The organism is Variovorax terrae (genome assembly GCF_022809125.1).
Lineage (GTDB): Bacteria > Pseudomonadota > Gammaproteobacteria > Burkholderiales > Burkholderiaceae_C > Variovorax_A > Variovorax_A terrae.
In genome coordinates this window covers 554097-575330 of sequence record NZ_JALGBI010000001.1, presented here as the reverse complement: position 1 = coordinate 575330, position 21234 = coordinate 554097, and the positions used below count along the sequence as shown (strand labels likewise).

Genomic DNA, 21234 nt, shown 5'->3' with positions numbered 1-21234 from the left:
CGCCCTCGGGTCTCGCCTGAGCCCCACTACAATGACGCCCGCCGCCGCCATAGTTCAATGGATAGAACGAGCGCCTCCTAAGCGCTAGATGCAGGTTCGATTCCTGCTGGGGGCGCCAAGCCATCCGTGGCCTGCCGTGCACCCCTTCCCAAGCAAGACATCGGGAGCTTCACGATGCCGCCCGTCAGTTCCTGCTCGGGCGCGAACACCTGCACGGTCGTGTGGCCGGCCCGGCGGTACGCCTGCTGCAGCGCCTCGATCGCCGACTGCACGTCGCCATACAGCCGGTTGCGTTCGTCATTTCCCAAGGCAATCGATCGGCTGAACACATCACAGGCCACAAGCGAACTGTTCGAGGCGGTTCAGACGGCCGGCCACGGTAACACCATGTAACTCGCGTGACTGCGGCATAGAATCCCCGACAGCCCATGACGGCGGTGGCGCCGCGATCCCGAGATGGAGAGACATTGGTTTTGACTGCTGCTGCCGATGCCGACACACAGGCCCTCCAGGCGCCGGCGTTTCCCCGCCCGGTGCTGGTCGTGGAAGACAGCGCAGCGATGGGCGAGCGGCTGCGGCGCATCCTGGTGTCGCTGGGCGTGCCGCAGGCGGACATCGTCCACGCCGCCAGCCTCGCGCAGGCGCGGCAATGGCTGCCCACCCGCCCGTTTCAACTCGCCCTGATCGACATCGGGCTGCCCGACGGCAGCGGCGTGGACCTGATCGCCGCGCTGCAACGGCAGCCCGCGCCGCCGGCCTCGGTGGTGGTGTCGGCCTGGGGCGACGAGGACACCCTGCTGGCCGCGCTGCGCGCAGGAGCCGCCGGCTACCTGCTCAAGGAGCGCGAGGATGCGGAGATCAGCCTGTCGCTGCGCAGCATCCAGCGCGGCGGCGCCCCGATCGACCCCTTCATCGCGCGGCGCATCCTCAGCTTCGTGGCCCAGCAGGCGGCCGCCCCGGAAGCGCCCGCAGCGATGGAGCTGCCGCCCCTGAGCCAGCGCGAGAACGAAATCCTGCGCCTCGTGGCGCAGGGCCTGAGCAACCACGAGATCGCCGTCGCGCTGTCGCTGTCGAAGCTGACCGTGGAAAGCCACACCCGCAACATCTACCGCAAGCTCGCCGTCGGCTCGCGCACCGAGGCCGTCTATGAAGCGCGGCGGATGGGCTGGCTGCCATGAAGGGCCTCTGGCACCGGCTGCTGCCGGCCCTGCTGCTGGCCCTGTGCTGCCTCGCGCCCGCAGCGGCGGCCGCGCCGCTGGTGGTGACGCAGGCCGAAGCCGTGCAGGGGCGCTGGGACGACGACGTGCCCCCGGTGGACGGTTGGCAGCCCGTGTCGATTCCCGATGTGTGGGCGAAGCGCTGGCCGGACTACAACGGCGTGGTCTGGTACCGGCTGCAGTGGGACCAGGCCGATGCCAACGCCCCCGTGGGCCTGCTGATGGAGTACCTCGTCATGGCCGGCTCGGTGTACGTCAACGGCACGCTGCTGCACCGCGACCCGCACCTGACCCCGCCGCTCTCGCGCGCCTGGAACACGCCGCGCTACTGGCTGATCGCACCGCCGCTGCTGCAGGCGGGGCGCAACACCGTGCTGTTCCGGGTGGCGGGCGCGGCCGCGCACCAGGCCGGCCTGGGGCCCCTCACCCTGGGCCCGCCGGCCGAGGTCGGGCCGCTGTACCGGCACGAACGGCTGATGCGCTACGACCTGCAGCTGATCAGCCTGACGCTGTGCGGCAACATCGTGCTGTTCTTCGGCATCCTGTGGCTGATGCGGCACCAGGACACGGTCTACGGCTGGTTCGCGCTGACGGAAGCCTTCTGGCTGCTGGTCGGCCTCAACCAGGTGGCCACCAGCCCCTGGCCGTTCCAGAGCAATGATGACTGGCATGCCCTCAATGCGATGGCGATCCTGGGCTTCGCGGGCTGCTTCGCCGTCTTCATCTGGCGCTTCAGCGGCCAGCGCCATCCGCGGCTGGAGCGCGCGCTGTGGATCGCCGTTGCGCTGGGCGTGCTGTGGCTGGTGGGGGTGCCGACCCACTGGCTCTATCCCTCGCGCGCGCTGCTGATGGTGCTGAGCGCCGCCATCGTCTGGACGGTGTGCATCATGTTCATGGTCACGGGCTGGCGCAGCCGGCAGACCGACCAGCGCATCCTGGCCGTCTGCGTGTCCACCTTCGTGATCACCAGCGCGCACGACGTGCTGACTTTCCTGCGCGTGCTGGACAGCAACATCTACTACACCAGCATGACGGCGCACATCCTCATGGTCGGCATGGCCCTGGTGCTGGCCTGGCGCTTCGTCAACAGCCTGCGCCGCATCGAGGGCTTCAACCTCGAACTGCAGGCCTCGGTCGATGCCGCCCGCAGCGAACTGGCATCCACGCTGAGGCGCCAGCACACGCTCGAGGTCGCCAACGCGCGGCTGAGCGAGCGCGTCAACCTCGCGCGCGACCTGCACGACGGCCTGGGCGGCGCTCTGGTGGGCGGCATCGCGGCCATCGAGCACGAGCCCGAGAAAGCCAGCGCCCCGGCCCTGCTGGGCCTGCTCAAGGGCATGCGCGACGACTTGCGGCTGATCGTGGACAGCTCCGCCGCCCACGACGGCCAGGGCCAGCCGCTGGCCCAGCTGCTGGTGCCGCTGCGCCACCGCTTCACGACGCTGCTCGAGAACAGCGGCATCGAGGTCCGCTGGCAGTTGGCCGGGCTCGACAGCCTGCAGCTGCGGCCGGCCCAGGGCCTGGATGTGCTGCGCTTCCTGCAGGAGGCCCTGACCAACGTGCTCAAGCACAGCCAGTCGCGCAGCGTGGAGGTCGGCGTGGTCCACGACGCCGCGGGCCTGCGCGTGAGCGTGCTCGACCACGGCGTGGGCCTGCCGGCAGGGCTGGCGGGCGAAGCGCGGGACGGCGTGGGCCTGAGCAGCATGCGCGCGCGCGCTGCGCGGCTGGGCGGACAGCTTGAGGTGGCGTCGCAGCCGGGCCAGACCCGGGTGGTGCTGCAGGTGCCGCTGGCAGCGGCGCCCACGGCCTGAAACGCCGGCGCAGGGCAAATTTCAAATCAAAACCGGCCGATGTCCTGGTCGGGTGGTCATTTGATGCTATTAAATCAATAGCAATCAGCGAGCCGGGCTGCGCAGCGTGCGGCTCAGCAGCATCACCGGCAGCAGCCCCACCAGCACCAGCGCCAGCGAGGGCAGCGCGGCCTCGCCCAGGCGCTCGTCGCGCGCGAGCTGGTAGGCCACCACGGCCAGCGTGTCGGTGTTGAAGGGACGCAGCACCATGGTGGCGGGCAGTTCCTTCATCACGTCCACGAACACCAGCAGCGCGGCGGCGGCGGTGGAGCGCCGCAGCAGCGGCCAGTGCACGCGCGCCAGCAGGCCGAAGCCGCCCGTGCCCAGCATGCGCGCGGAGTCGTCGAAGCTCGCGGGAATGCGCGCATAGCCGCTTTGCATGGACTGCAGCGCCACCGCGCAAAAGCGCACCAGGTAGGCCCAGACGATGCCGACCACCGTGGCCGTGACGAGCGCGCCCGCGTTGCTGTTGGGCGCCGCGGCCTGCAGCCAGCCCACGGGCAGCAGCAGCCCGACCACGATCACCGCGCCGGGCACGGCATAGCCCAGCGACACCAGGTGCACCACGCCGCGCGTGACGAGGTCGGGCGTGCGGCGCAGCGCGAACGCCAGCGCCACCGCCAGCGCCACCGCCAGCACGGCGCTGAGGGCGCCCAGGCGGATGCTGTTGCCGGCCCACTGCACGAAGCGGTCCCAGGGCAGCACCGACCAGTCGGCCGCCAGCGGGCGCAGCATGAACAGCACCGGCAGCACGAAGCCCATCAGCACCGGCAGCGCGCACAGGCCCCAGGCCAGCCAGCGCCGCGCGCCGTGCAGCGCGGCGGGCTGCGCCTCGGCCGAACCGGCGCGCGCGCCGCGGCCGCCGGCAAAGCGCATGCGGCGCTGCGCATGGTGCTCCAGCCGCAGCAGCAGCATCACCACCGCCAGCAGCAGGGTGGCCAGTTGCGCCGCGGCGATGCGGTTGTCCATCGACAGCCAGGCCTTGTAGATGCCGGTGGTGAAGGTCTGGATGCCGAAGTAGCTGGACACGCCGAAGTCGGCCAGCGTCTCCATCAGCGCCAGCGCCACGCCCGCGGCCACGGCCGGCCGCGCCAGCGGCAGCGCCACGCGCCGGATGCGCCGCGACAGCGGCGCGCCCAGCAGCCGCGCGGCCTCCATCAGGTGCGCGGCGCGCTCGCCGAGCGCGGTGCGCGCCAGCAGGTACACATAGGGGTAGAGCGAGAAGGTGAACACCCAGGCCGCGCCGCCGACGCTGCGCACTTCGGGAAAGACGCGGCCCTCCAGGCCGAAGGCGGCGCGCAGCCCGGTCTGCAGCGGCCCGCTGAACTGCAGGAAATCGGTGTAGGCATAGGCCACCACATAGGCCGGCATCGCCAGCGGCAGCAGCAGCAGCCACTCGAAGGCCTTGCGCCCCGGGAACTCGAACAGCGTCACCGCCGCCGCCGTGGCCGTGCCCACCACCGCCACGCCCACGGCCACCATCAGGCACAGGCGCAGCGAGGTCCAGGCGTAGTCGGGCAGCACGGTGCGGCTCATCTCGCGCAGGATCTGCGCGGCCTGCGTGTTGTCGGCGCCCCAGGGCAGCCACGAGGCCAGCACGGCCAGCACGGGCAGCGTCAGCAGCAGGGCCACCAGCAGGAGGAAAAGGGTTTGGAGCCGGCGAAACGGCATGCGGCAAAGGGTCAGGAAGGAGTGCAGTGCAAATGAGAATTGTAAGCATCTACAATTTGCACCATGTTCTTAGAGGTTTCCCAGCTTCGCGTCCAGTACGCGGGCCGCGCCCAACCCGCCGTGGCGGAGGTCTCGTTCGGCCTGCAGGCCGGTGAAATCGGCGTCCTGATCGGCCCCTCGGGCTGCGGCAAGACCACGCTGCTGCGCGCCGTGGCCGGGCTGGAGCCAGTGAGCGCGGGCGAGATCCGGCTCAGCGGTGAGCTGGTGGGCAGCGCGAGCCGCAGCGTGGCGCCCGAGGCGCGGCGCATCGGCATGGTGTTCCAGGACTATGCGCTGTTCCCGCACCTCGACGTGGGCCGCAACGTGGGCTTCGGCATCCACCACCTGCCCCGCGCCGAACGCGCCCGGCGCGTGGCCGAGGTGCTGGAGCTGGTGTCGCTGGGCGGCACCGAGCGACGCTTTCCGCACGAGCTCTCCGGCGGCCAGCAGCAGCGCGTGGCGCTGGCGCGCGCGCTGGCGCCGCGGCCGCAGCTGCTGCTACTGGACGAGCCGTTCTCCAACCTCGACGTGGACCTGCGCGAGCGCCTGGCCCACGAGGTGCGCGGCATCCTGAAGGCGGCGCAGGCCACGGCCCTGTTCGTCACGCACGACCAGCTCGAGGCCTTCGCGATCGGCGACGCCATCGGCGTGATGCACGAGGGCCGGCTGCACCAGTGGGACGATGCCTACACGCTGTACCACCGCCCGGCCACGCGCTTCGTGGCGGATTTCATCGGCCATGGCGTGTTCGCACCCGCCACCGTGACACGCGACGAAGGCGGCCTGGTGCGCGTGGCCACGCCGCTGGGCGAATTCACGGATGCGCGCGCGGAGGCCGCGGTGGGCACGGCGCGCGACATCCTGCTGCGCGCCGACGACATCGTGCACGACGACGACGCCCCCGTGAAGGCGCAAATCCTTCGCAAGGCCTTCCGCGGCTCGGAGTTCCTCTACACCCTGCAGCTGCCCGGCGGAGAGACCGTGCTGGCCCATGTGCCCAGCCACCACGACCACCGCATCGGCGAATGGATCGGCATCCGGCCCGAGGTGGACCACGTGGTGCTGTTCGAGCGCGCCTGAAGACTCAAAAAAAGCAGGCCGCCCGGACCATGATCCGGGCGGCCTGCCGTGTTCCGTTTTGGTCTGTCAGGGCTTGAGGTTGAGCCGCGCCATCAAGGTCTTGAAGGCCGCGCTCTGGCGCGAAATGGCGCCCGAGAATTCAGGCAGGTCGGCATAGGCCGGCGTGAGGTTCTGCTTCTGCAGCGTGCCCAGGAAGGCCGGGCTGCTCATGGCCTGCTTGGCGGCGGCGCGCCATTTCTCCACCGCTTCCTTGGGCGAGTTCCTGGGCATGCCGATGCCGCGCCAGACGCTGAACTGCAGGTCCAGCCCCTTCTCCTTGAAGGTGGGCGCGTCCAACCCCTTGACGCGCTCCTCGTCCATCACCGCCAGCGTGCGCAGCTTCCCCGACTCCACATGCTGGCGCAGTTCGGCATAGGCCACCGTGGTGGCCTGCACGTCGCCGGCCAGCAGGCCCATGATGGCCGGGGCCGAGCCCTGGTAGGGCACATGGGTCAGGTTCACGCCCGCCTTGTCCGCCAGCGCGGCCGCGGCCAGGTGCGGGATGGTGCCGTTGCCGGCATTGGAGACCGACACCTTCTGCGGGTTGGCCTTGGCGTAGGCCAGGAACTCCTCGATGGTCTTCCACGGCGCATCGGCGCGCACGGTGATGGACGAGGGGTCGTCGGTGAAGCGGGCGATCGGCTGGAAGTCGTCCACCGTGGTCTTGCCGATGCCCATGAGCGGCACCACCAGCATCTCGGGCGTCATCAGCACCAGCCTGTAACCATCGGCCGGGCTGGTGGCCACATAGCTCCAGCCGATGGAGCCGCTGGCGCCGGGCTTGTTCATCACCAGCGTCGGCTGGACCAGCGCGGGGCGCACCGCCTCGGCCAGCGCGCGCGCCGTGTTATCGCTGCCGCCGCCGGGCGGGTAGGCCACGGTCAGCTCGATCGGCTTGGAGGGATAGGGGTCGCTGGCCGACGCAGCGGTGGTGCCCAGGGCGAGCGCCAGCACGGCAAGAACACGAAGGAGTTTCATGGCGTTGACAAGGATAAAAAAGAAAGATCGGCGGCGCCCGGTGGATCGATGCTCGGCCTGCGCTGCGGCGCCGGTTTACAGCGCAGGCAAGGATGAGATGCGCGGCGGCCGGCTCAAGCCGCCAGCGCCTTCAGGTCGGCCAGCGTCTGGCGCGTGATCGCGATGGTGCGCTCGCGCTCCTCGCCAGCCAGGGCCAGGCGGGGCGGCTTCACGGTCTCGGCGCTGCCGGTGATGAGGTGCTCGGCCAGCTTGATGTGCTGCACCAGCTTGACCACCGTGTCCAGGTGGTAGAGCGGCGTCAGCGCACGGTAGAGCCGGCGCGCCTTCGCGAGATCGCCGGAGATCAGCAGGTTCAGCAGCTCGACCGACTCCCGGGGCAACGCATTGGCCATGCCGGACACCCAGCACGTGACGCCCAGGGCCGCGCTCTCGAGCAGCAGATCATCCACGCCGCACACCACGTTCAGGCGGTCTCCGAAGCGGCTGATCAGGTCGGTGACGCGGGTGGTGTCGTACGACTCCTCCTTGAGCGCCACGATGGTGGGTTCCACCAGCAGTTGTTCCACGATGTCGGGCGTCAGGTCCACGCCGTAGCCGCGCGGGTTGTTGTAGAGCAGGATGTCGAGCGGACTGGCCTGCGCCACCGTGCGGTAGAACGCCACTGTTTCGCGCGCATCCGATTTGTAGGTCAGGCCGGGAAACACCATGAGGCCCTGCACGCCTGCCTGCTCGGCGGCCCGTGCGTAAGCCACGGCACGCTCGGTGCTGGTTTCGCCGACCCCTGACACCACCGGCACCCGCCCCTTGACGGTCTCCACCGCCGTGCGCAGCACCGTCATCTTCTCTTCCGGCGAGAGCTGGGCGTTCTCGCCCACCATGCCCATCATCACGACGCCGCCCACGCCATTGGCGATCAGGCGCTCCAGGCCGGCGCGGATCGCCTCGATGTCGAGCGTGTGGTCTGGTTTCAGCTTGGTGGTGACGGCGGGGAAAACGCCTTTCCAGTGGATCTTGCTCATCTCGTTCCTTGAATGAATGCGTCAGGCATCACGTCCTGGTTTGAAAACAATATATTGGATCCAATTTAAAATCTCAAACAAAAAGGGCGATATGCCCTGCCTACTGCCAGTCTTATGCAGCGCACTAGACTGGCTATTGGATCCAATATATGATCATTAAATCATGCAGATCCAGGCTCTGCAACTTGTAGCAAATACAAATTTCTAATGAAAACACAGCACTAAATGAATTCAAGTGCTTTGAAAACACCCGAAGCCGCTGACGCCAGCGCGCGCGAACCCGCCGCCGGCAGCAGCCGCCTCGTGCGCAAGACCGCGGTGGAACTGGTGGTGGACGAGCTGCGCCAGCGCATCCTGAGCGGCACCCTGCCCCCCGGCTCGGCGCTGCGGCAGGAAGCCCTGGCCGAGGAGCTCGGCGTGAGCCGGATCCCGCTGCGCGAGGCCATGCGCTTTCTCAGCTCCGAGGGCCTGGTGGACCTGCAGCCACACCGCGGCGCCTTCGTGTCCATGCTCTCTACCGCCGAAGCGCAGGAGTTCTTCGACATCCGGCTGCGGCTGGAGCCCTGGCTGCTGCGCGAAGCGGCCCCCGCCATGGGCGAGGCCGAACTGGCCCAGGCCGAGGCCGTGGTCACCCGGATGGACGTGGCCGAGGCCAGCGACTGGGGCCGCCTGAACTGGCAGCTGCACGAGCTGCTGTACCGGCCAGCGCAGCGCCCCGCCGCCCTGGGCATCGTGCGGGCCCTGCATGAAAAGTCGGAACGCTACCTGCGGTTCCAGGTGGTGAATGCGCCGATCCGCCAGCAGGCCCGCACCGAACACATGGCCCTCATCGGGCTGTGCCGGCATGGCCAGGCCGAACAGGCGCAGGCCGCGCTGGAGCAGCACATCATCGAAGCCGCAGAGCAGATCATCGGCATCGTGCGGCGCCTGCTCGACGAGTCGGACGGCTCGCCGCGCCACGGCTGAGGCGCGGCCGATCCCCCAAGACGCACCGCCTCTCAGCGGTGCGGGCCCCTCTCGCGCAGCGCCGCCACGTCATCCCGCAGGCTGTGCGCCCAGCCGCGCCGGTCGCGCCCCTGCGCCTGCTGCGGCGCGCCGAAGGTGACCACGGCCGTGATGCCGGGCGCCGTGAGGGTGCGCCAGATCGAGCCCAGCAGCGTGTCGTCGCCGATGTAGCACGGCGCCGCGCTGCGCTGCCCCGTGGCGCTGTCGAGGAACTGCAGCGCCACCGGCTGCGCCGGCGCCTCGGCCGAGATCGCGGCCTGGATCAGGTTGGCATGGAACGGCAGCAGTGCGATGCCATCGCTGGTCGTGCCCTCGGGGAACACCGCCACCACGTCGCCCGCGCGCAGGCGCTCGGCCATGTGGTGCACCACGCGCATCGCGTCGCGCCGCGACTCGCGCTCGATGTAGAGCGTGCCGACGCCGGTGGCCAGCGTGCCGATCAGGGGCCACTGCTTCACGTCGGCCTTGGAGACGAAGCGGCAATAGCGCGCGGCGTGCATCACCGCGATGTCCAGCCACGAGATGTGGTTGGCCACCAGCAGCACCGGGCCCTGCGCGCACGGGCTGCCGCGCACCTCCAGCGTGATGTCCAGGCAGGCGAGCAGTTGGCGCGACCAGGCCTCGACGCGCTGCTCGCGCTCTGCCGGCGTGAGCCGCGGAAACAGCGTCCGGATGGTCCAGTAGCCGGCCAGCGCATGCGTGAGCGCGCGCAGCAGCTTCCAGGCGGCGCGCAACGGCTTCATCAGGCCCCGTAGGCGACCTGGCCGCCCACCAGCGTCCAGCGCACGCGGCCCGGCAGCTCGTAGCCGGAGAACGGCGTGTGCTTGCCCTGGCTGCGCAGCGCATCGGGCTGCACCGTCCACTCGGCCTGCGGGTCGAAGATGCACAGGTCGGCCACGCCGCCTTCCACGAGCTGGCCGGCGCTGGCCTGCAGGGTGCCGAGCGCGGGGCCCAGCACGCGGGCCGGCTCGCTGGTCAGCGTGGCCAGCGCGCGCGGCAGGCCCAGGCCGCTTTCCTGGCCCCACTTGAGCGCCAGGCTCAGCAGCAGCTCCAGCCCGGTGGCGCCGGCCTCGGCCTCGGCGAACGGCAGGGTCTTGGCGTCCTCGTCCACCGGCGTGTGGTCGGACACCAGGGCATCGATGGTGCCGTCGGCCAGCGCCTCGCGCAACGCATCGCGGTCGCGCTGCTGGCGCAGCGGCGGGTTCAGCCGAGCCCGGCTGTCGAAGTAGCCGATGTCGGTGTCGGTCAGGTGCAGCGAGTTGATGCTCACGTCGCAGCTCAGGTGCAGCCCTTCGTCGCGGGCCCGCCGCACCAGCTCGACGCCGGCCGCGCTGCTCAGGCGGCACAGGTGCACGCGCGCGCCCGTGGTCTTCATCAGCTCGAAGATGGTGTGCAGCGCAATGGTCTCGGCCGCCACCGGCACGCCGGCCAGGCCCAGCCGCGTGGCCAGCGCGCCGCTGGCCGCCACGCCCTTGCCCAAGTAGAGCTCCTGCGGGCGCAGCCACACGGTGTAGCCGAAGGTGGCCGCGTACTGCAGCGCGCGCTGCAGCACCTGGGTGTTGCCCAGCGCCACCTCGGCCTGGCTGAAGCCGACGCAGCCGGCCTCGGTGAGTTCGGCCATCTCGGTCAGCACCTCGCCGGCCAGGTTGCGCGTGAGCGCGCCCAGCGGGAACACGCGCGACTGGTGCAGCTTCTCGGCCCGGAACTTGAGCATTTCCACCAGGCCCGGTTCGTCGAGCACCGGCTCGGTGTCGGGCGGGCAGACCAGGCTCGTGACGCCGCCGGCCACGGCCGCCGCCATTTCGCTCTCGAGCATGCCCTCGTGCTCGTGGCCCGGCTCGCGCAGGCGCACCGCCAGGTCCACCAGGCCCGGCGCCACGATGCAGCCCGAGGCGTCGATCACGCGGTTGGGCGAGAAGTCGGCGGCGATCTTGCGGATCGCGATCACCCGGCCCGCGGCCACGGCCACGTCGCAGACCTCGTCGAAATTCGAGGCCGGATCGATCACCCGGCCGTTCTTGATCAGGATCTTCATGCGAGCCTCCGCCGGGCCGCCCCAAGGAAGCCGCGCCCCTTCGGGGGGCAGTGAACGAATGTGAAGGTGGGGGTCATGCTTCATTTCCCGCGATGATGGACATCACCGCCATGCGCACGGCGATGCCGAAGGTCACCTGCGGCAGGATCACACTCTGGCGACCATCGACCACGGCCGAGTCGATCTCGACGCCGCGGTTGATCGGGCCTGGGTGCATCACGATGGCGTCGGGCTTGGCCAATTGCAGCTTCTCGGGCGTCAGGCCGAAGCTCTTGAAGAACTCCTGGCTGGAGGGCAGCAGCGCGCCGCTCATGCGCTCGTTCTGCAGGCGTAGCATGATCACCACGTCGCAGCCCTTGATGCCCTCCTCCAATGTGTGGCACACGCGCACGCCCATCTGCGCCATGTCGCCCGGCACCAGGGTCTTGGGGCCGACCACGCGCACCTCGGCACAGCCCAGCGTGGTGAGCGCGTGGATGTCGGAGCGCGCCACGCGCGAATGCAGCACGTCGCCGACGATGGCCACGGTGAGGTTGGAGAAATCCTTCTTGTAGTGCCGGATGGTGTACATGTCCAGCAGCCCCTGCGTGGGGTGCGCATGCCGCCCGTCGCCGGCGTTGACCACGTGCACGTGCGGCGCCACGTGCTGCGCGATCAGGTAGGGCGCGCCCGACTCGCTGTGGCGCACCACGAACAGGTCGGCCGCCATCGCGCTGAGGTTGGCGATGGTGTCGAGCAGCGACTCGCCCTTGGCGGCCGAGGAGCGCGCGATGTCGAGGTTGATCACGTCGGCCGACAGCCGCTTGGCCGCGATCTCGAAGGTGGTGCGGGTGCGCGTGCTGTTCTCGAAGAACAGGTTGAACACGCTCTTGCCGCGCAACAGCGGCACCTTCTTGACCTCGCGGTCGTTCACGCTCACGAAGTTGGCGGCGGTGTCCAGGATGTGCGTGACGATGTCCCTGGGCAGGCCCTCGATCGACAGCAGGTGGATCAGCTCGCCGTTCTTGTTGAGCTGGGGATTGCGCCTGAATAACACGTCTAGTGGCCCTCCACGTGAAAACTGAATGCCCCCGCGTCGCTGCGCGCCAGCGCCAGCGACTGCGAGGCCGGCAGCGCCACGCGCGCGGCCGCGAAGTCGGCCTGCACCGGCAGCTCGCGCCCGCCGCGGTCCACCAGCACGGCCAGCTTCACGCCGGCGGGGCGGCCGTAGTCGAACAGCTCGTTGAGCACGGCGCGGATGGTGCGGCCGGTGTAGAGCACGTCGTCGAGCAGCAGGATCTCGGCGTCGTTCACGTCGAACGGCAGTTGCGTCTGCTGCACGCCGCCCGCCAGGCCGCGCTGGGCGAAGTCGTCGCGATGCATGGCCGACGAGATCACGCCGGGCGCCCCCGCCAGGCCCAGGTCGCGCTGCAGGCGTTCGGCCAGCCAGGCGCCGCCCGAGGTGATGCCCACCAGCCGGGTCTCAGGCTGGCGCAGCGACTGCACGCCGCGCAGCAGTTCGCGGTACAGGGCCTCGGCGTCCAGAAACAGGGCGCCCGCGCCCGCGGTGGCGCCGCGGGGCGGACCGGCGTCGCTCGGTGTGGTGCTCATGGCAGATTCCTCAAGAACTGTTCAAGAATGATGCAGGCCGCCGCCGCGTCGGCGTCTTTCGCGCCGGCCTGCAAGGCTTCGGTGGTGCTGTAGCGCTCGTCCACCTCGAACACCGGCAGCCGGTAGCGGCCGCGCAGCTGGCGCGCGAACTTGCGCGCGCGCTCGGTGTTCTCATGGCTGGCGCCGTCGGGATGGAACGGCACGCCGACCACGAGGGCGTCGGGCTGCCACTCGCGGATGCGCGCCTCGATCGGCGCGAAGCGCGCCTCGCCCACGGCCTGGATCGTGCCCTGCGGCTGCGCGCTGCGCAGCAGGCGGCTGCCCACGGCCACGCCGGTGCGCTTGAGCCCGTAATCGAAAGCCAGAAAAGTGTGCAGGTGGGAGGGTACGTCTGGCATGGCCAACGTACTCATGGAGCGACCTTCGCGCCGCGGGCGGCCGGACCGCTCATGCGTGCCCCGCCTCGGGCGACAGCATCCAGGCCTCCAGGCCCAGCAGCATCAGCGCGCGGTCGTAGCGCTGCGCGACCGGCGTGTCGAAGATCACCGCCAGGTCGGCGCCGACCGTGAGCCAGCTGTTCTCGGCCAGCTCCGATTCGAGCTGGCCCTCGCCCCAGGCCGAGTAGCCCAGCGACACCAGCACCTTGCGCGGCCCGGCGCCGGTGGACAGGGCTTCCAGTACATCCTTGGAGGTGGTCATCTCCAGGCCGCCGGGAATGGTCATGGTGGAAGCGTAGACCGATTCGTTGGAAGGGCTGTCGCCCGCGAAGATCGGCTCGTGCAGCACGAAGCCTCGCTCGGTCTGCACCGGGCCGCCCTGGAACACGGGGGTGTCGCTGAGGTCGCCGCGGCGCAGCGGCAGCTCGACCTTGTCGAACAGGTTCTTGAGGTTGATGTCGCTGGGCTTGTTGATGACCAGCCCGAGCGCGCCGCGCACGCTGTGCTCGCACAGGTAGACCACGCTTTTGGCGAAAGTCTCGTCCTCCAAACCCGGCATGGCGATCAGGAAGTGATGCGTCAGGTTGATGGGAGCAGAATCAGCGGACATGATTGCGATTTTACCCCCGGCGCCGCGGCGGCGCCCGTCGCGGGCCCGCCCCTGACGGGTGCCCTCACCGTGGTCGCGGCCCCCTGGTTCCCATGAACAAGCCCTATGCCTGCGGCCTGATGTGGTTTCGCCGCGACCTGCGCGCGCACGACAACGCGGCGCTGTTCCACGCGCTCAAGGGCTGCCGCCAGCTGCACTGCGTGTTCGTGTTCGACCGCGCGATCCTGGACGCCCTGCCCCGGCGCGACCGGCGGGTGGAGTTCATCCGCGAATCCCTGGTGGCGCTCGACGCCGAGCTGCGCGCGCTCGCGGGCCAGGCCGGCGCCGGCCTGATCGTACGCCACGCCACGGCGGCGGCGGAGATCCCCGCGCTGGCCCAGGCCCTGGGCGCGCAGGCCGTGTTCGCCAACCACGACTACGAGCCCCAGGCGGCGGAGCGCGACGCCCGCGTGCGCGGCGCGCTGGCCGAAGCCGGCATCGCGCTGCACACCAGCAAGGACCAGGCGGTGTTCGAGCGCGACGAGCTGCTGACGCAGGCCGGCAAGCCCTATGCGGTGTTCACGCCCTACAAGAACGCCTGGCTCGGGAAAGTCGACGCCTTCTACCTGAAGCCCTACCCGGTGCAGCGCTACGGCGCCGCGCTGGCCCCGCGGCCCGAAGGCCAGCGCGCCGGGGTGCCCACCCTGCAGGCGCTCGGCTTCGAGTCCACCAACCTGGCCGAGCTGCGGATGCCGACCGGCGCCGGTGGCGGCCAGGCGCTGGCCGCCGATTTCCTGGAGCGCATCGACCGCTATCACGAGACGCGCGACTTCCCGGCGGTGAAGGGGCCAAGCTACCTGAGCGTGCACCTGCGCTTTGGCACCGTGTCGATCCGCCATCTGGCGGGCGCCGCGCACCGCCTCGCGGCCGAGGGCAGCCACGGCGCCGCGGTGTGGCTGGGCGAGCTGATCTGGCGCGATTTCTACTTCCAGATCCTGCACCACTTTCCCCATGTGGCGCAGCGTTCGTTCAAGCCCGGCTACGACGCCATCCGCTGGGAGCACGGCAAGCACGCCGACGCGCTGTTCCAGGCCTGGTGCGAGGGCTGCACGGGCTATCCGCTGGTGGACGCCGCGATGGCCCAGCTCAACCAGACCGGCTACATGCACAACCGGCTGCGCATGGTGGTGGCCAGCTTCCTGTGCAAGGACCTCGGCATCGACTGGCGCCGCGGCGAGCGCTACTTCGCCGAACACCTGAACGACTACGACCTCGCCGCCAACAACGGCGGCTGGCAATGGGCCAGCTCGAGCGGCTGCGACGCGCAGCCCTGGTTCCGCATCTTCAACCCGGTGAGCCAGAGCCAGAAGTTCGACGCCGACGGCAGGTTCATCCGCAGGTACCTGCCCCAGCTCGGCCGGCTGCCGGCCGGTGCGCTGCATGCGCCTTGGCTGGCAATGCCGGTGGAGCTGGCTGCCGCCGGGGTGGCGCTCGGCGACAGCTACCCGCGGCCCGTCGTGCAGCACGACGCGGCGCGGGCGCAGACCCTGGCGCGCTACGCCGTGGTCCGCAAGACGCTACCAAAAAAATAGCAGGAAACGACCGCCCGACGCGAACATCCGGCCAATCAGGCCGGAATTTCCGCAGTGGCGTAGGCGCGCACCAGGCCCAGCAGCTCTTCCTCGGAATAGGGCTTGCCCAGGTAGTGGTTGACGCCCAGCTCCTTGGCGTGGTCGCGGTGCTTCTCGGCGATGCGCGAGGTGATCATGACGATCGGCAGGTCGTGCAGCCGCGCATCGCCACGGATGTTGCGCGCGAGGTCGAAGCCGTCCATGCGCGGCATCTCGATGTCGGACAGCACCACGGTCGGCCGCTCTTCCTGCAGCCGCTCCAGCGCCTGCAGGCCGTCGGCCGCCAGGGCGACGCGGTAGCCTTCGCGCTGCAGCAGGCGCTGCGTCACGCGGCGCACGGTGATGGAGTCGTCCACCACCAGCACCAGCGGCACCTGCGGCGGCGCCGACTCGACCGACGGCAGCGTGGTGCCGGCCGCCGCGGCGGCCTGCCCCAGCACATGCGGCTGGGCCTGGTCGGCGCTCAGCGTGCGGGCCTGCTCGCCATACACGGTGGCCAGCGCCACCGGGTTGTAGATCAGGACCACGGCACCCGATGCCAGCACCGACATGCCAGCCAGACCCGGCAGGCGCGACAGCTGCGGCCCGAGGTTCTTCACCACCACTTCCTGGCTGCCCAGCACTTCGTCCACGTGGACGGCGATGCGCTGCGCCGCGCTGCGGAACAGCACCACGGGAATGGTCCGGCCCTGCGGCTCGCTGCTGCGCTGCGACGACTGCAGCAGCGCGCCGGACCAGAAGAACGGCACCGACTCGCCGCCAAACTCGAAGCTGGCGCTGTTGTAGGCCTGCTGCAGTTCCTTGACAGTGGCGCGGCGCACGATTTCCACCACATTGGCGGGCACGCCGATCGAGAAATTGCCCGAGCGCATCATCACCACCTGCGTCACCGCGGTGGTCAGCGGCAGCACCAGCTTGAACGCCGTGCCCTGGCCGGCCTGGGTGCTGGTCTCGATGCGGCCGCCCAGGGCGTTGACCTCGGAGCGCACCACGTCCATGCCGATGCCGCGGCCCGCCAGCTCGGTCACCTGCGCGGCGGTCGAGAAGCCGGGCATGAAGATCAGGTTGGCGGCGTCGGCGTCGCTGAGTTCCTGGCCGGCCGCGATCAGCCCCTGGGCCAGCGCCTTCTCGCGGATGCGCGGGAGGTTCAGGCCGGCGCCGTCGTCGCGGAACTCGACCGACACGTCGTTGCCCTCGTGGTGCAGGCCGATCAGGATGGTGCCGCTGGCGTCCTTGCCCGCGGCCGTGCGCACGGCCGGGTCTTCGATGCCGTGCGCCACGCAGTTGCGCAGCAGGTGCTCGAAGGCCGGCGTCATGCGGTCGAGCACGCCGCGGTCCATCTCGATGGAGCCGCCGGTGATGTCGAGCTTGACCTGCTTGCCGGTGTCCTTGGAGGCCTGGCGCACCACGCGGTACAGGCGCTCGGAGATGCCCTCGAACTCCACCATGCGGGTGCGCAGCAGGTCGCGCTGCAGCTCGCGCGTCTGGCGCGCCTGGGCAATCAGGTCGTCCTCGGTGGCTTCCACGGTGCGCTGCAGGTTGCGCTGCACGGTGGCCACGTCGTTCACCGACTCGGCCATCATGCGCGTGAGCTCCTGCACGCGAGTGAAGCGGTCGAACTCCAGCGGGTCGAAGCCCGCCGCCGAATCCTTGGCCTGGGCCAGGCGCGACTGCATCTGCGACTCGGCCTGCAGCTCGATGTCGCGCAATTGCGCGCGCAGACGGTCCAGGTTGCCCGACAGATCGCCCAGCGATCCGCGCAGCTGGCTGAGCTCGGCCTCCAGGCGCGAGCGCGTGATCATCACCTCGCCGGCCTGGTTGACCAGGCGGTCCAGCAGCTGCGAGCGCACGCGCACCGCCTGGTTGGAGGCCTGCCTCAGCGGCGCCAGCATCGTGGCCGCGGGCAGGGCCACCACCGAATGCGTGGCGCCCGGCGCAGCAGCAGTTGGGGCAGCGTCCACCGCGACAGCCGCGGCAATCACGGCCGGCTCAGGCACCGGGGCCTGCTGGGCCTGCAGATCGCGCAGGCGCAGCGCATCGAAATTGGCCTGCAGGCCATCGAAGCGGTGCAGCAAAGGCTCGAACTGCGAGGTCTGCAGCACCTGCTGGGAGCCGAAATACTCGATCTCGGATTCCATGCGGTGAGCCAGCTCGCCCAGGCGCAGGGCGCCCGACAGGCGCGCACTGCCCTTGAGGGTGTGCAGTGCGCGCAGCACTTCGTCGCGCGCGCCCAGGTTCTCGGGGCGGGCCGACCACTGGCGCAGCGCGCCCCCGAGCTGGGGCAGCAACTCAAGCGCCTCTTCCTCGAAGATCGGGAACAGGTCGGCGTCGATCGCGTCGACCGCGTCGATATCGTCTTCCTGCTCGTCCTGGATCACCACCGGCGCGGCCACCACGGTGGCCGCAGGCGCTATGAAATGAGGAGCAGAAGGTGCCAGTGCTGCCTGGACCTCCACGGCTTTTTCCTCGAAAACCGGGGCAGCGTGCAGCTCGGCCGCGGGTTCGACCGCATGGATGATGGTGACGCTGGGCGGCGCGGCCGGGGGCTCGGCGGTCTCCAGATCCTTGAGCGCCTGCAGCACCTGGGCATCGGGCTCCTTCAGGAAGCCCGCCGCAAACTGGTGCAGCAGGCGGCGAATGTCTTCCGCCGCCTGGGTGAAAACCTGGCCCTGCAGGGCCGAGCCGTGCGACTGCCCCTGGGCATGCTGCAGCGCGTGCTCGAGTGCGCGCGCCATGTCCGACAGGGCATGGAACCCGACCGTCGCCGAGCTGCCGGCCAGGGAATGGGCCAGCCCCACGGTCGAGTCGGCCACCGGGCGATGCAGCTCCAGCGCCCACTCGGTGACCTCGGTCACCAGCCGGCGCGACCACTCGTCCGCCTCGTTGAGGTAGACGTTGTACAGCGGGATGCCGATGCGCAGGCTCCCGATCACCTTGACCTGTTCGTCCTGGCCGGCCAGCGCGGAGACCTCGGGCTCTTCCGGCAGGGCCGCAGGCTCGATCACCTCGAAATCGCCAAGGTCCAGGGCAGCCTCCAGCGGCTCCACGGGAGCGGGGGTTGCGGCCACCACCGGATCGAACGCCGGTGGCAGTTCGGCCGCCATCTCGGGCGCTGCCAATGCATGGGCCACGGCCGCCGCCGGTTCGGGCGGCAGCTCCAGCGTGAAGTCGGCGGCGAAGGTGTCGTCCAGATCGATGACGACCGGCTCGGGCTCCGCGACGGGCGCGGGAACCGGTTCGTCCATGTTCGCCGTATCCGACACCACGGACAGGCTGGCGAAGTCGATGCCGTCGATGTCGAGCAGCACCGGCTCCGGGACCGGCGCCGGCCCATGATCCTGCGCCTGCACCGGAGCCTGCGCTGCCGCGGGCTCGATGTCGAAAGCAAAGTCGGGCTCAAGTTCGGGCGCGGCGACCTGGGGCAGCGGCTCTGCGGGGGCCGCCAACGGTTCATCGAACGAGGGCAGTTCTATGTCGGCGATGGGGTCGGCGATCGCGGCGCTGTCGGCTGCAGCCACGGGTTCCGGCAAGGCGGCCGGCGCGCTGTCGGGCAATGCCAGCGGCAGCACCCGGCTGTCCAAGCGCAGGGCGTCCGCCACGGTGCGGAACATGCTCGCCTTCCAGCGTGCGTCGGTGCCTGCGGCAATGTCTTCCACCCAGCGGCCGAAGCCTTGCATGGCGGCGCCGGACAGGGCGCACAACTCCTCGCTGACCGGCTTCTGCTCGGCCAGCCAGGCATTCAGCAGTTGCTCCAGCGACCAGGCCGCCTCGCCGAACTCGGTGAGGCCCACCATGCGCGAGCTGCCCTTGAGGGTATGGAAGGCACGGCGCAGCGTGGTCTGCTGGGCCATGTTGTCCGGCTCCTGCGCCAGCGCTTGAATGGCTTCCAGGCCCGTCTGCACCACTTCGCGCGCTTCCTCCAGGAAGATGTCGCGCAAGTCGTCTTCAGCGAAATCGGGGCCGCTCACCGGCACTGCCGGGGTGACCGCCGCAACGGGCTGGGCCGTGGCGGCCAGCTGCGTCAGCGCGCTGGCCGCCGCGCCGGCATCGTTCGCGGAAACGGCAGCGGCCGCTTCGCGCGCCGACTGGGCCAGGCCGGGCTGGTCTGCCAGCGCGGCATGCTCTGCCAGCGTGTCGAGCTTGACCGTCAGGTTGCTGTCGATCACGCCCTGGTCCACCTCCTGGACCACCGACCGCACTTCCTGCGACAGCATGTTCTCATTGATGGTGACGGCCGCCACCGCATCGCCGGTAGTGTGGCCGGTGCGGCCCATCAGCGGCTTGAGTTCGCCGCGCTCGTCGTCATAGATGAACAGCTTCTTGGCCAGCGCCGGCTGGTAGTTGAGCATGTCGATCAGGAAGCCGAGCGCGCCGAGGTTGTTGCCGAGCTTGTCGAAGGTGCCGGCCGCGCGGGCGCGCTCTTCGTCGATCTCGGTCACCAGGATCTGCTCGACGCTGTCGCGCATGCGCAGCACGGCCTGCGAGGCCTGGTCGAGGCCGAGCACCGAGAGCACGCCACGCATCTGCGACAACTGGCCCGGCACGTCGCGCAGCGAGGCCTTGTCCTGCGGGTTGCGGAAGAACTGGTCCAGCGATTTTTCGAGCTCGCCCAGCGTGGTGCGCAGCTCGCCAACCACGCTGCCCATGGTCTGGCGGTCGCTGACGCGGCGGTACAGCTCCTCCATCCAGGGCTCGAGCGCCTCGGGCGGCCTGCCGCTGCGCGCATTTTCCAGCCGCTCGGACAGGCGCACCATGCGTGCGGCCAGTTGTGAATCGCTCGGGTCGAGGTCTTCGAACGCCGCCTCCAGGTACAGCACCGAGGTGGCGACTTCCATGGCCAGTTCGGTGGCCGGCGGCTCGCCGGCGCGCACCATGGACTCGATCACCCGGGTCAGGGCCTGGGCCAGCGGCTCGCTGGCAGGGTAGAGCCGGGTCAGCGAATCGCACACCAGGCTGAACTGGTCGGACACGGTCTTGAGTTTGCCCGCATCGCCCCCCGACAGGGCCGACCAGCTTTCCTTGGCGGCGCTGATGCGCTTGCGCGCCTGGGCCAGCAGGGCGGGATCGAACCGGCCGAACTGGCTGGCTTCGTAGTCGACGGGCTTGAAGCGCGCCAGCCCCCAGGCCTGGCGAACGGCCGACAGGGCCGGCGCCTCCGCCGCGCGCTGCGGCACGGCCTGCGAGCAGAAGAAAAGCAGGTCCTGCGCCAGGCGGTCGGACACGCCGAGGTCGCCCTTCACCAGCGTGGTGTACTGCAGCAGCACGCGCGAAGCGGCGCGCTTGGTGTAGAGATCGGGCGGCACCAGTTGCAGCGCCAGCGCCTCGAAATAGGCCGCGCAGACCTTCCAGAAAGCGCGGGGCTGCTGCACCGTCTGGGCCGCGGCGAACCCGAGGCTGACGTCGCTGAGTATCCGGGCCGCGGCGGCATCGCCGCTCTTGACCACCTTGAGAACCGCCTGGTCGAAACGCGCGCGCACCGCCGCGTCATAGGCCTGCGGGGCCTGGGTGATGTGCAGCTCGGGATCGAGCCAGCGCCACTCCAGCGTCCAGAGGTCGGCCGGATGGACACGGTCGCCGCCGGCCAGTTCCTGCACGTCCCGGTATTGCGGAAACAGGGCCACGGGCGACACCGGCTTGCCGGTCAGCACGCTTTCCAAGTATTCGGTGAGGGCGAAGCTCGCGCGCTCGACCTTGGATGCCGCATCGTCGCTGCACAGCTCGGGCCGCTGCACGAACTTCTGCACCACCGCCTCCATGGCGTGCAGCACCAGCGCGGGTGCACTCAGCCCGACCATCTCCAGTGCACCGACGGCCTGGTGCAGTTGCTGGCGCGCAATGCGCAACTGGCTGGCATCGACGGCCGCCAGATCGGAGCCGCGCGCCATCTCGGCATCGCGCACGAACCGCCGCAGCGCCTTGCCGGCGCCGTCCAGGGATTTGCGCAGTTCATCCAGCACCCAGGCCAGCGGCCCGAGGTCGTTGGCCGCGAGATCCAGGTCAGGCGCAGCGGAACCGGCTTCGTTGAGTAGCATGGATGCGTTCACTCCTGCGTGT

General features: G+C 69.9%; 16 protein-coding genes and 1 tRNA gene. 6 read left to right on the top strand and 11 right to left on the bottom strand.

From position 1 onward, the window contains the following. The first annotated feature begins 43 nt into the window (after positions 1-43). Positions 44-118 (top strand) — tRNA-Arg (locus tag MMF98_RS02550). Here MMF98_RS02550 and MMF98_RS23775 read toward each other — a convergent pair. After that, a complete protein-coding gene (locus MMF98_RS23775; protein ID WP_423837608.1) occupies positions 78-272 on the bottom strand; it encodes a POTRA domain-containing protein in 195 nt (64 codons plus the stop codon). The genes MMF98_RS02550 and MMF98_RS23775 overlap by 41 nt on opposite strands. A 201-nt stretch (positions 273-473) precedes the next feature. On the opposite strand from MMF98_RS23775, the gene MMF98_RS02545 reads away from it, so the two are divergent. Next, positions 474-1178 carry a response regulator transcription factor gene (locus MMF98_RS02545; RefSeq protein WP_243304007.1) on the top strand — a complete coding sequence of 235 codons (705 nt, stop codon included), beginning with the start codon at positions 474-476 and terminating at the stop codon, positions 1176-1178. Beyond that, the gene (locus tag MMF98_RS02540) at positions 1175-3028 is read left to right on the top strand and encodes a sensor histidine kinase (protein WP_243304006.1); all 1854 of its coding nucleotides are present in this window, start codon (positions 1175-1177) and stop codon (positions 3026-3028) included. Before MMF98_RS02545 ends, MMF98_RS02540 begins: the two co-directional genes overlap by 4 nt. A gap of 84 nt (positions 3029-3112) precedes the next feature. Here MMF98_RS02540 and MMF98_RS02535 read toward each other — a convergent pair whose 3' ends face one another. Continuing rightward, on the bottom strand, positions 3113-4738 hold the full coding sequence (locus MMF98_RS02535) for an ABC transporter permease (protein WP_243304005.1): 1626 nt from the start codon (positions 4736-4738) through the stop codon (positions 3113-3115). 63 nt (positions 4739-4801) lie between these two features. Between MMF98_RS02535 and MMF98_RS02530 the strand changes: the two genes are divergently transcribed. Next, entirely contained in the window at positions 4802-5857 is a 1056-nt protein-coding gene (locus MMF98_RS02530) for an ABC transporter ATP-binding protein (protein ID WP_243304003.1), read from the top strand. A 66-nt stretch (positions 5858-5923) separates the two neighbouring features. On the opposite strand, the gene MMF98_RS02525 is transcribed toward MMF98_RS02530, so the two are convergent. Beyond that, positions 5924-6874, bottom strand: coding sequence for a tripartite tricarboxylate transporter substrate binding protein (locus MMF98_RS02525; protein ID WP_243304002.1), 951 nt, complete (start codon positions 6872-6874; stop codon positions 5924-5926). 113 nt (positions 6875-6987) lie between these two features. Continuing rightward, positions 6988-7893, bottom strand: a complete 906-nt coding sequence (locus MMF98_RS02520) for a dihydrodipicolinate synthase family protein (RefSeq protein WP_243304000.1) — start codon at positions 7891-7893, stop codon at positions 6988-6990. A 225-nt stretch (positions 7894-8118) separates the two neighbouring features. Here MMF98_RS02520 and MMF98_RS02515 point away from each other — a divergent pair, with 225 nt between their 5' ends. Then, complete coding sequence (locus MMF98_RS02515; RefSeq protein WP_279343446.1) at positions 8119-8859, top strand: GntR family transcriptional regulator; 741 nt, start codon at positions 8119-8121, stop codon at positions 8857-8859. 32 nt (positions 8860-8891) lie between these two features. Here MMF98_RS02515 and MMF98_RS02510 read toward each other — a convergent pair whose 3' ends face one another. The 6 genes from MMF98_RS02510 to MMF98_RS02485 all read right to left on the bottom strand — a co-directional run bounded on the left by MMF98_RS02510 (position 8892) and on the right by MMF98_RS02485 (position 13570). Further along, a complete protein-coding gene (locus MMF98_RS02510; RefSeq protein WP_423837550.1) occupies positions 8892-9641 on the bottom strand; it encodes a lysophospholipid acyltransferase family protein in 750 nt (249 codons plus the stop codon). Then, on the bottom strand, positions 9641-10933 hold the full coding sequence (locus MMF98_RS02505) for a dihydroorotase (protein WP_243303998.1): 1293 nt from the start codon (positions 10931-10933) through the stop codon (positions 9641-9643). Before MMF98_RS02505 ends, MMF98_RS02510 begins: the two co-directional genes overlap by 1 nt. Positions 10934-11006: 73 nt before the next feature. Continuing rightward, the gene (locus MMF98_RS02500) at positions 11007-11999 is read right to left on the bottom strand and encodes an aspartate carbamoyltransferase catalytic subunit (RefSeq protein WP_423837607.1); all 993 of its coding nucleotides are present in this window, start codon (positions 11997-11999) and stop codon (positions 11007-11009) included. Further along, on the bottom strand, positions 11972-12523 hold the full coding sequence (pyrR, locus tag MMF98_RS02495; protein WP_243303994.1) for a bifunctional pyr operon transcriptional regulator/uracil phosphoribosyltransferase PyrR: 552 nt from the start codon (positions 12521-12523) through the stop codon (positions 11972-11974). Before pyrR ends, MMF98_RS02500 begins: the two co-directional genes overlap by 28 nt. Then, entirely contained in the window at positions 12520-12921 is a 402-nt protein-coding gene (gene ruvX, locus MMF98_RS02490) for a Holliday junction resolvase RuvX (RefSeq protein ID WP_423837549.1), read from the bottom strand. Before ruvX ends, pyrR begins: the two co-directional genes overlap by 4 nt. A gap of 49 nt (positions 12922-12970) precedes the next feature. Beyond that, on the bottom strand, positions 12971-13570 hold the full coding sequence (locus tag MMF98_RS02485; protein WP_243303990.1) for a YqgE/AlgH family protein: 600 nt from the start codon (positions 13568-13570) through the stop codon (positions 12971-12973). A 92-nt stretch (positions 13571-13662) separates the two neighbouring features. Between MMF98_RS02485 and MMF98_RS02480 the strand changes: the two genes are divergently transcribed. After that, a complete protein-coding gene (locus tag MMF98_RS02480; RefSeq protein ID WP_243303989.1) occupies positions 13663-15141 on the top strand; it encodes a cryptochrome/photolyase family protein in 1479 nt (492 codons plus the stop codon). 35 nt (positions 15142-15176) lie between these two features. Here MMF98_RS02480 and MMF98_RS02475 read toward each other — a convergent pair whose 3' ends face one another. Continuing rightward, positions 15177-21212 carry a hybrid sensor histidine kinase/response regulator gene (locus MMF98_RS02475; RefSeq protein ID WP_243303986.1) on the bottom strand — a complete coding sequence of 2012 codons (6036 nt, stop codon included), beginning with the start codon at positions 21210-21212 and terminating at the stop codon, positions 15177-15179. Positions 21213-21234 lie beyond the last annotated feature (22 nt).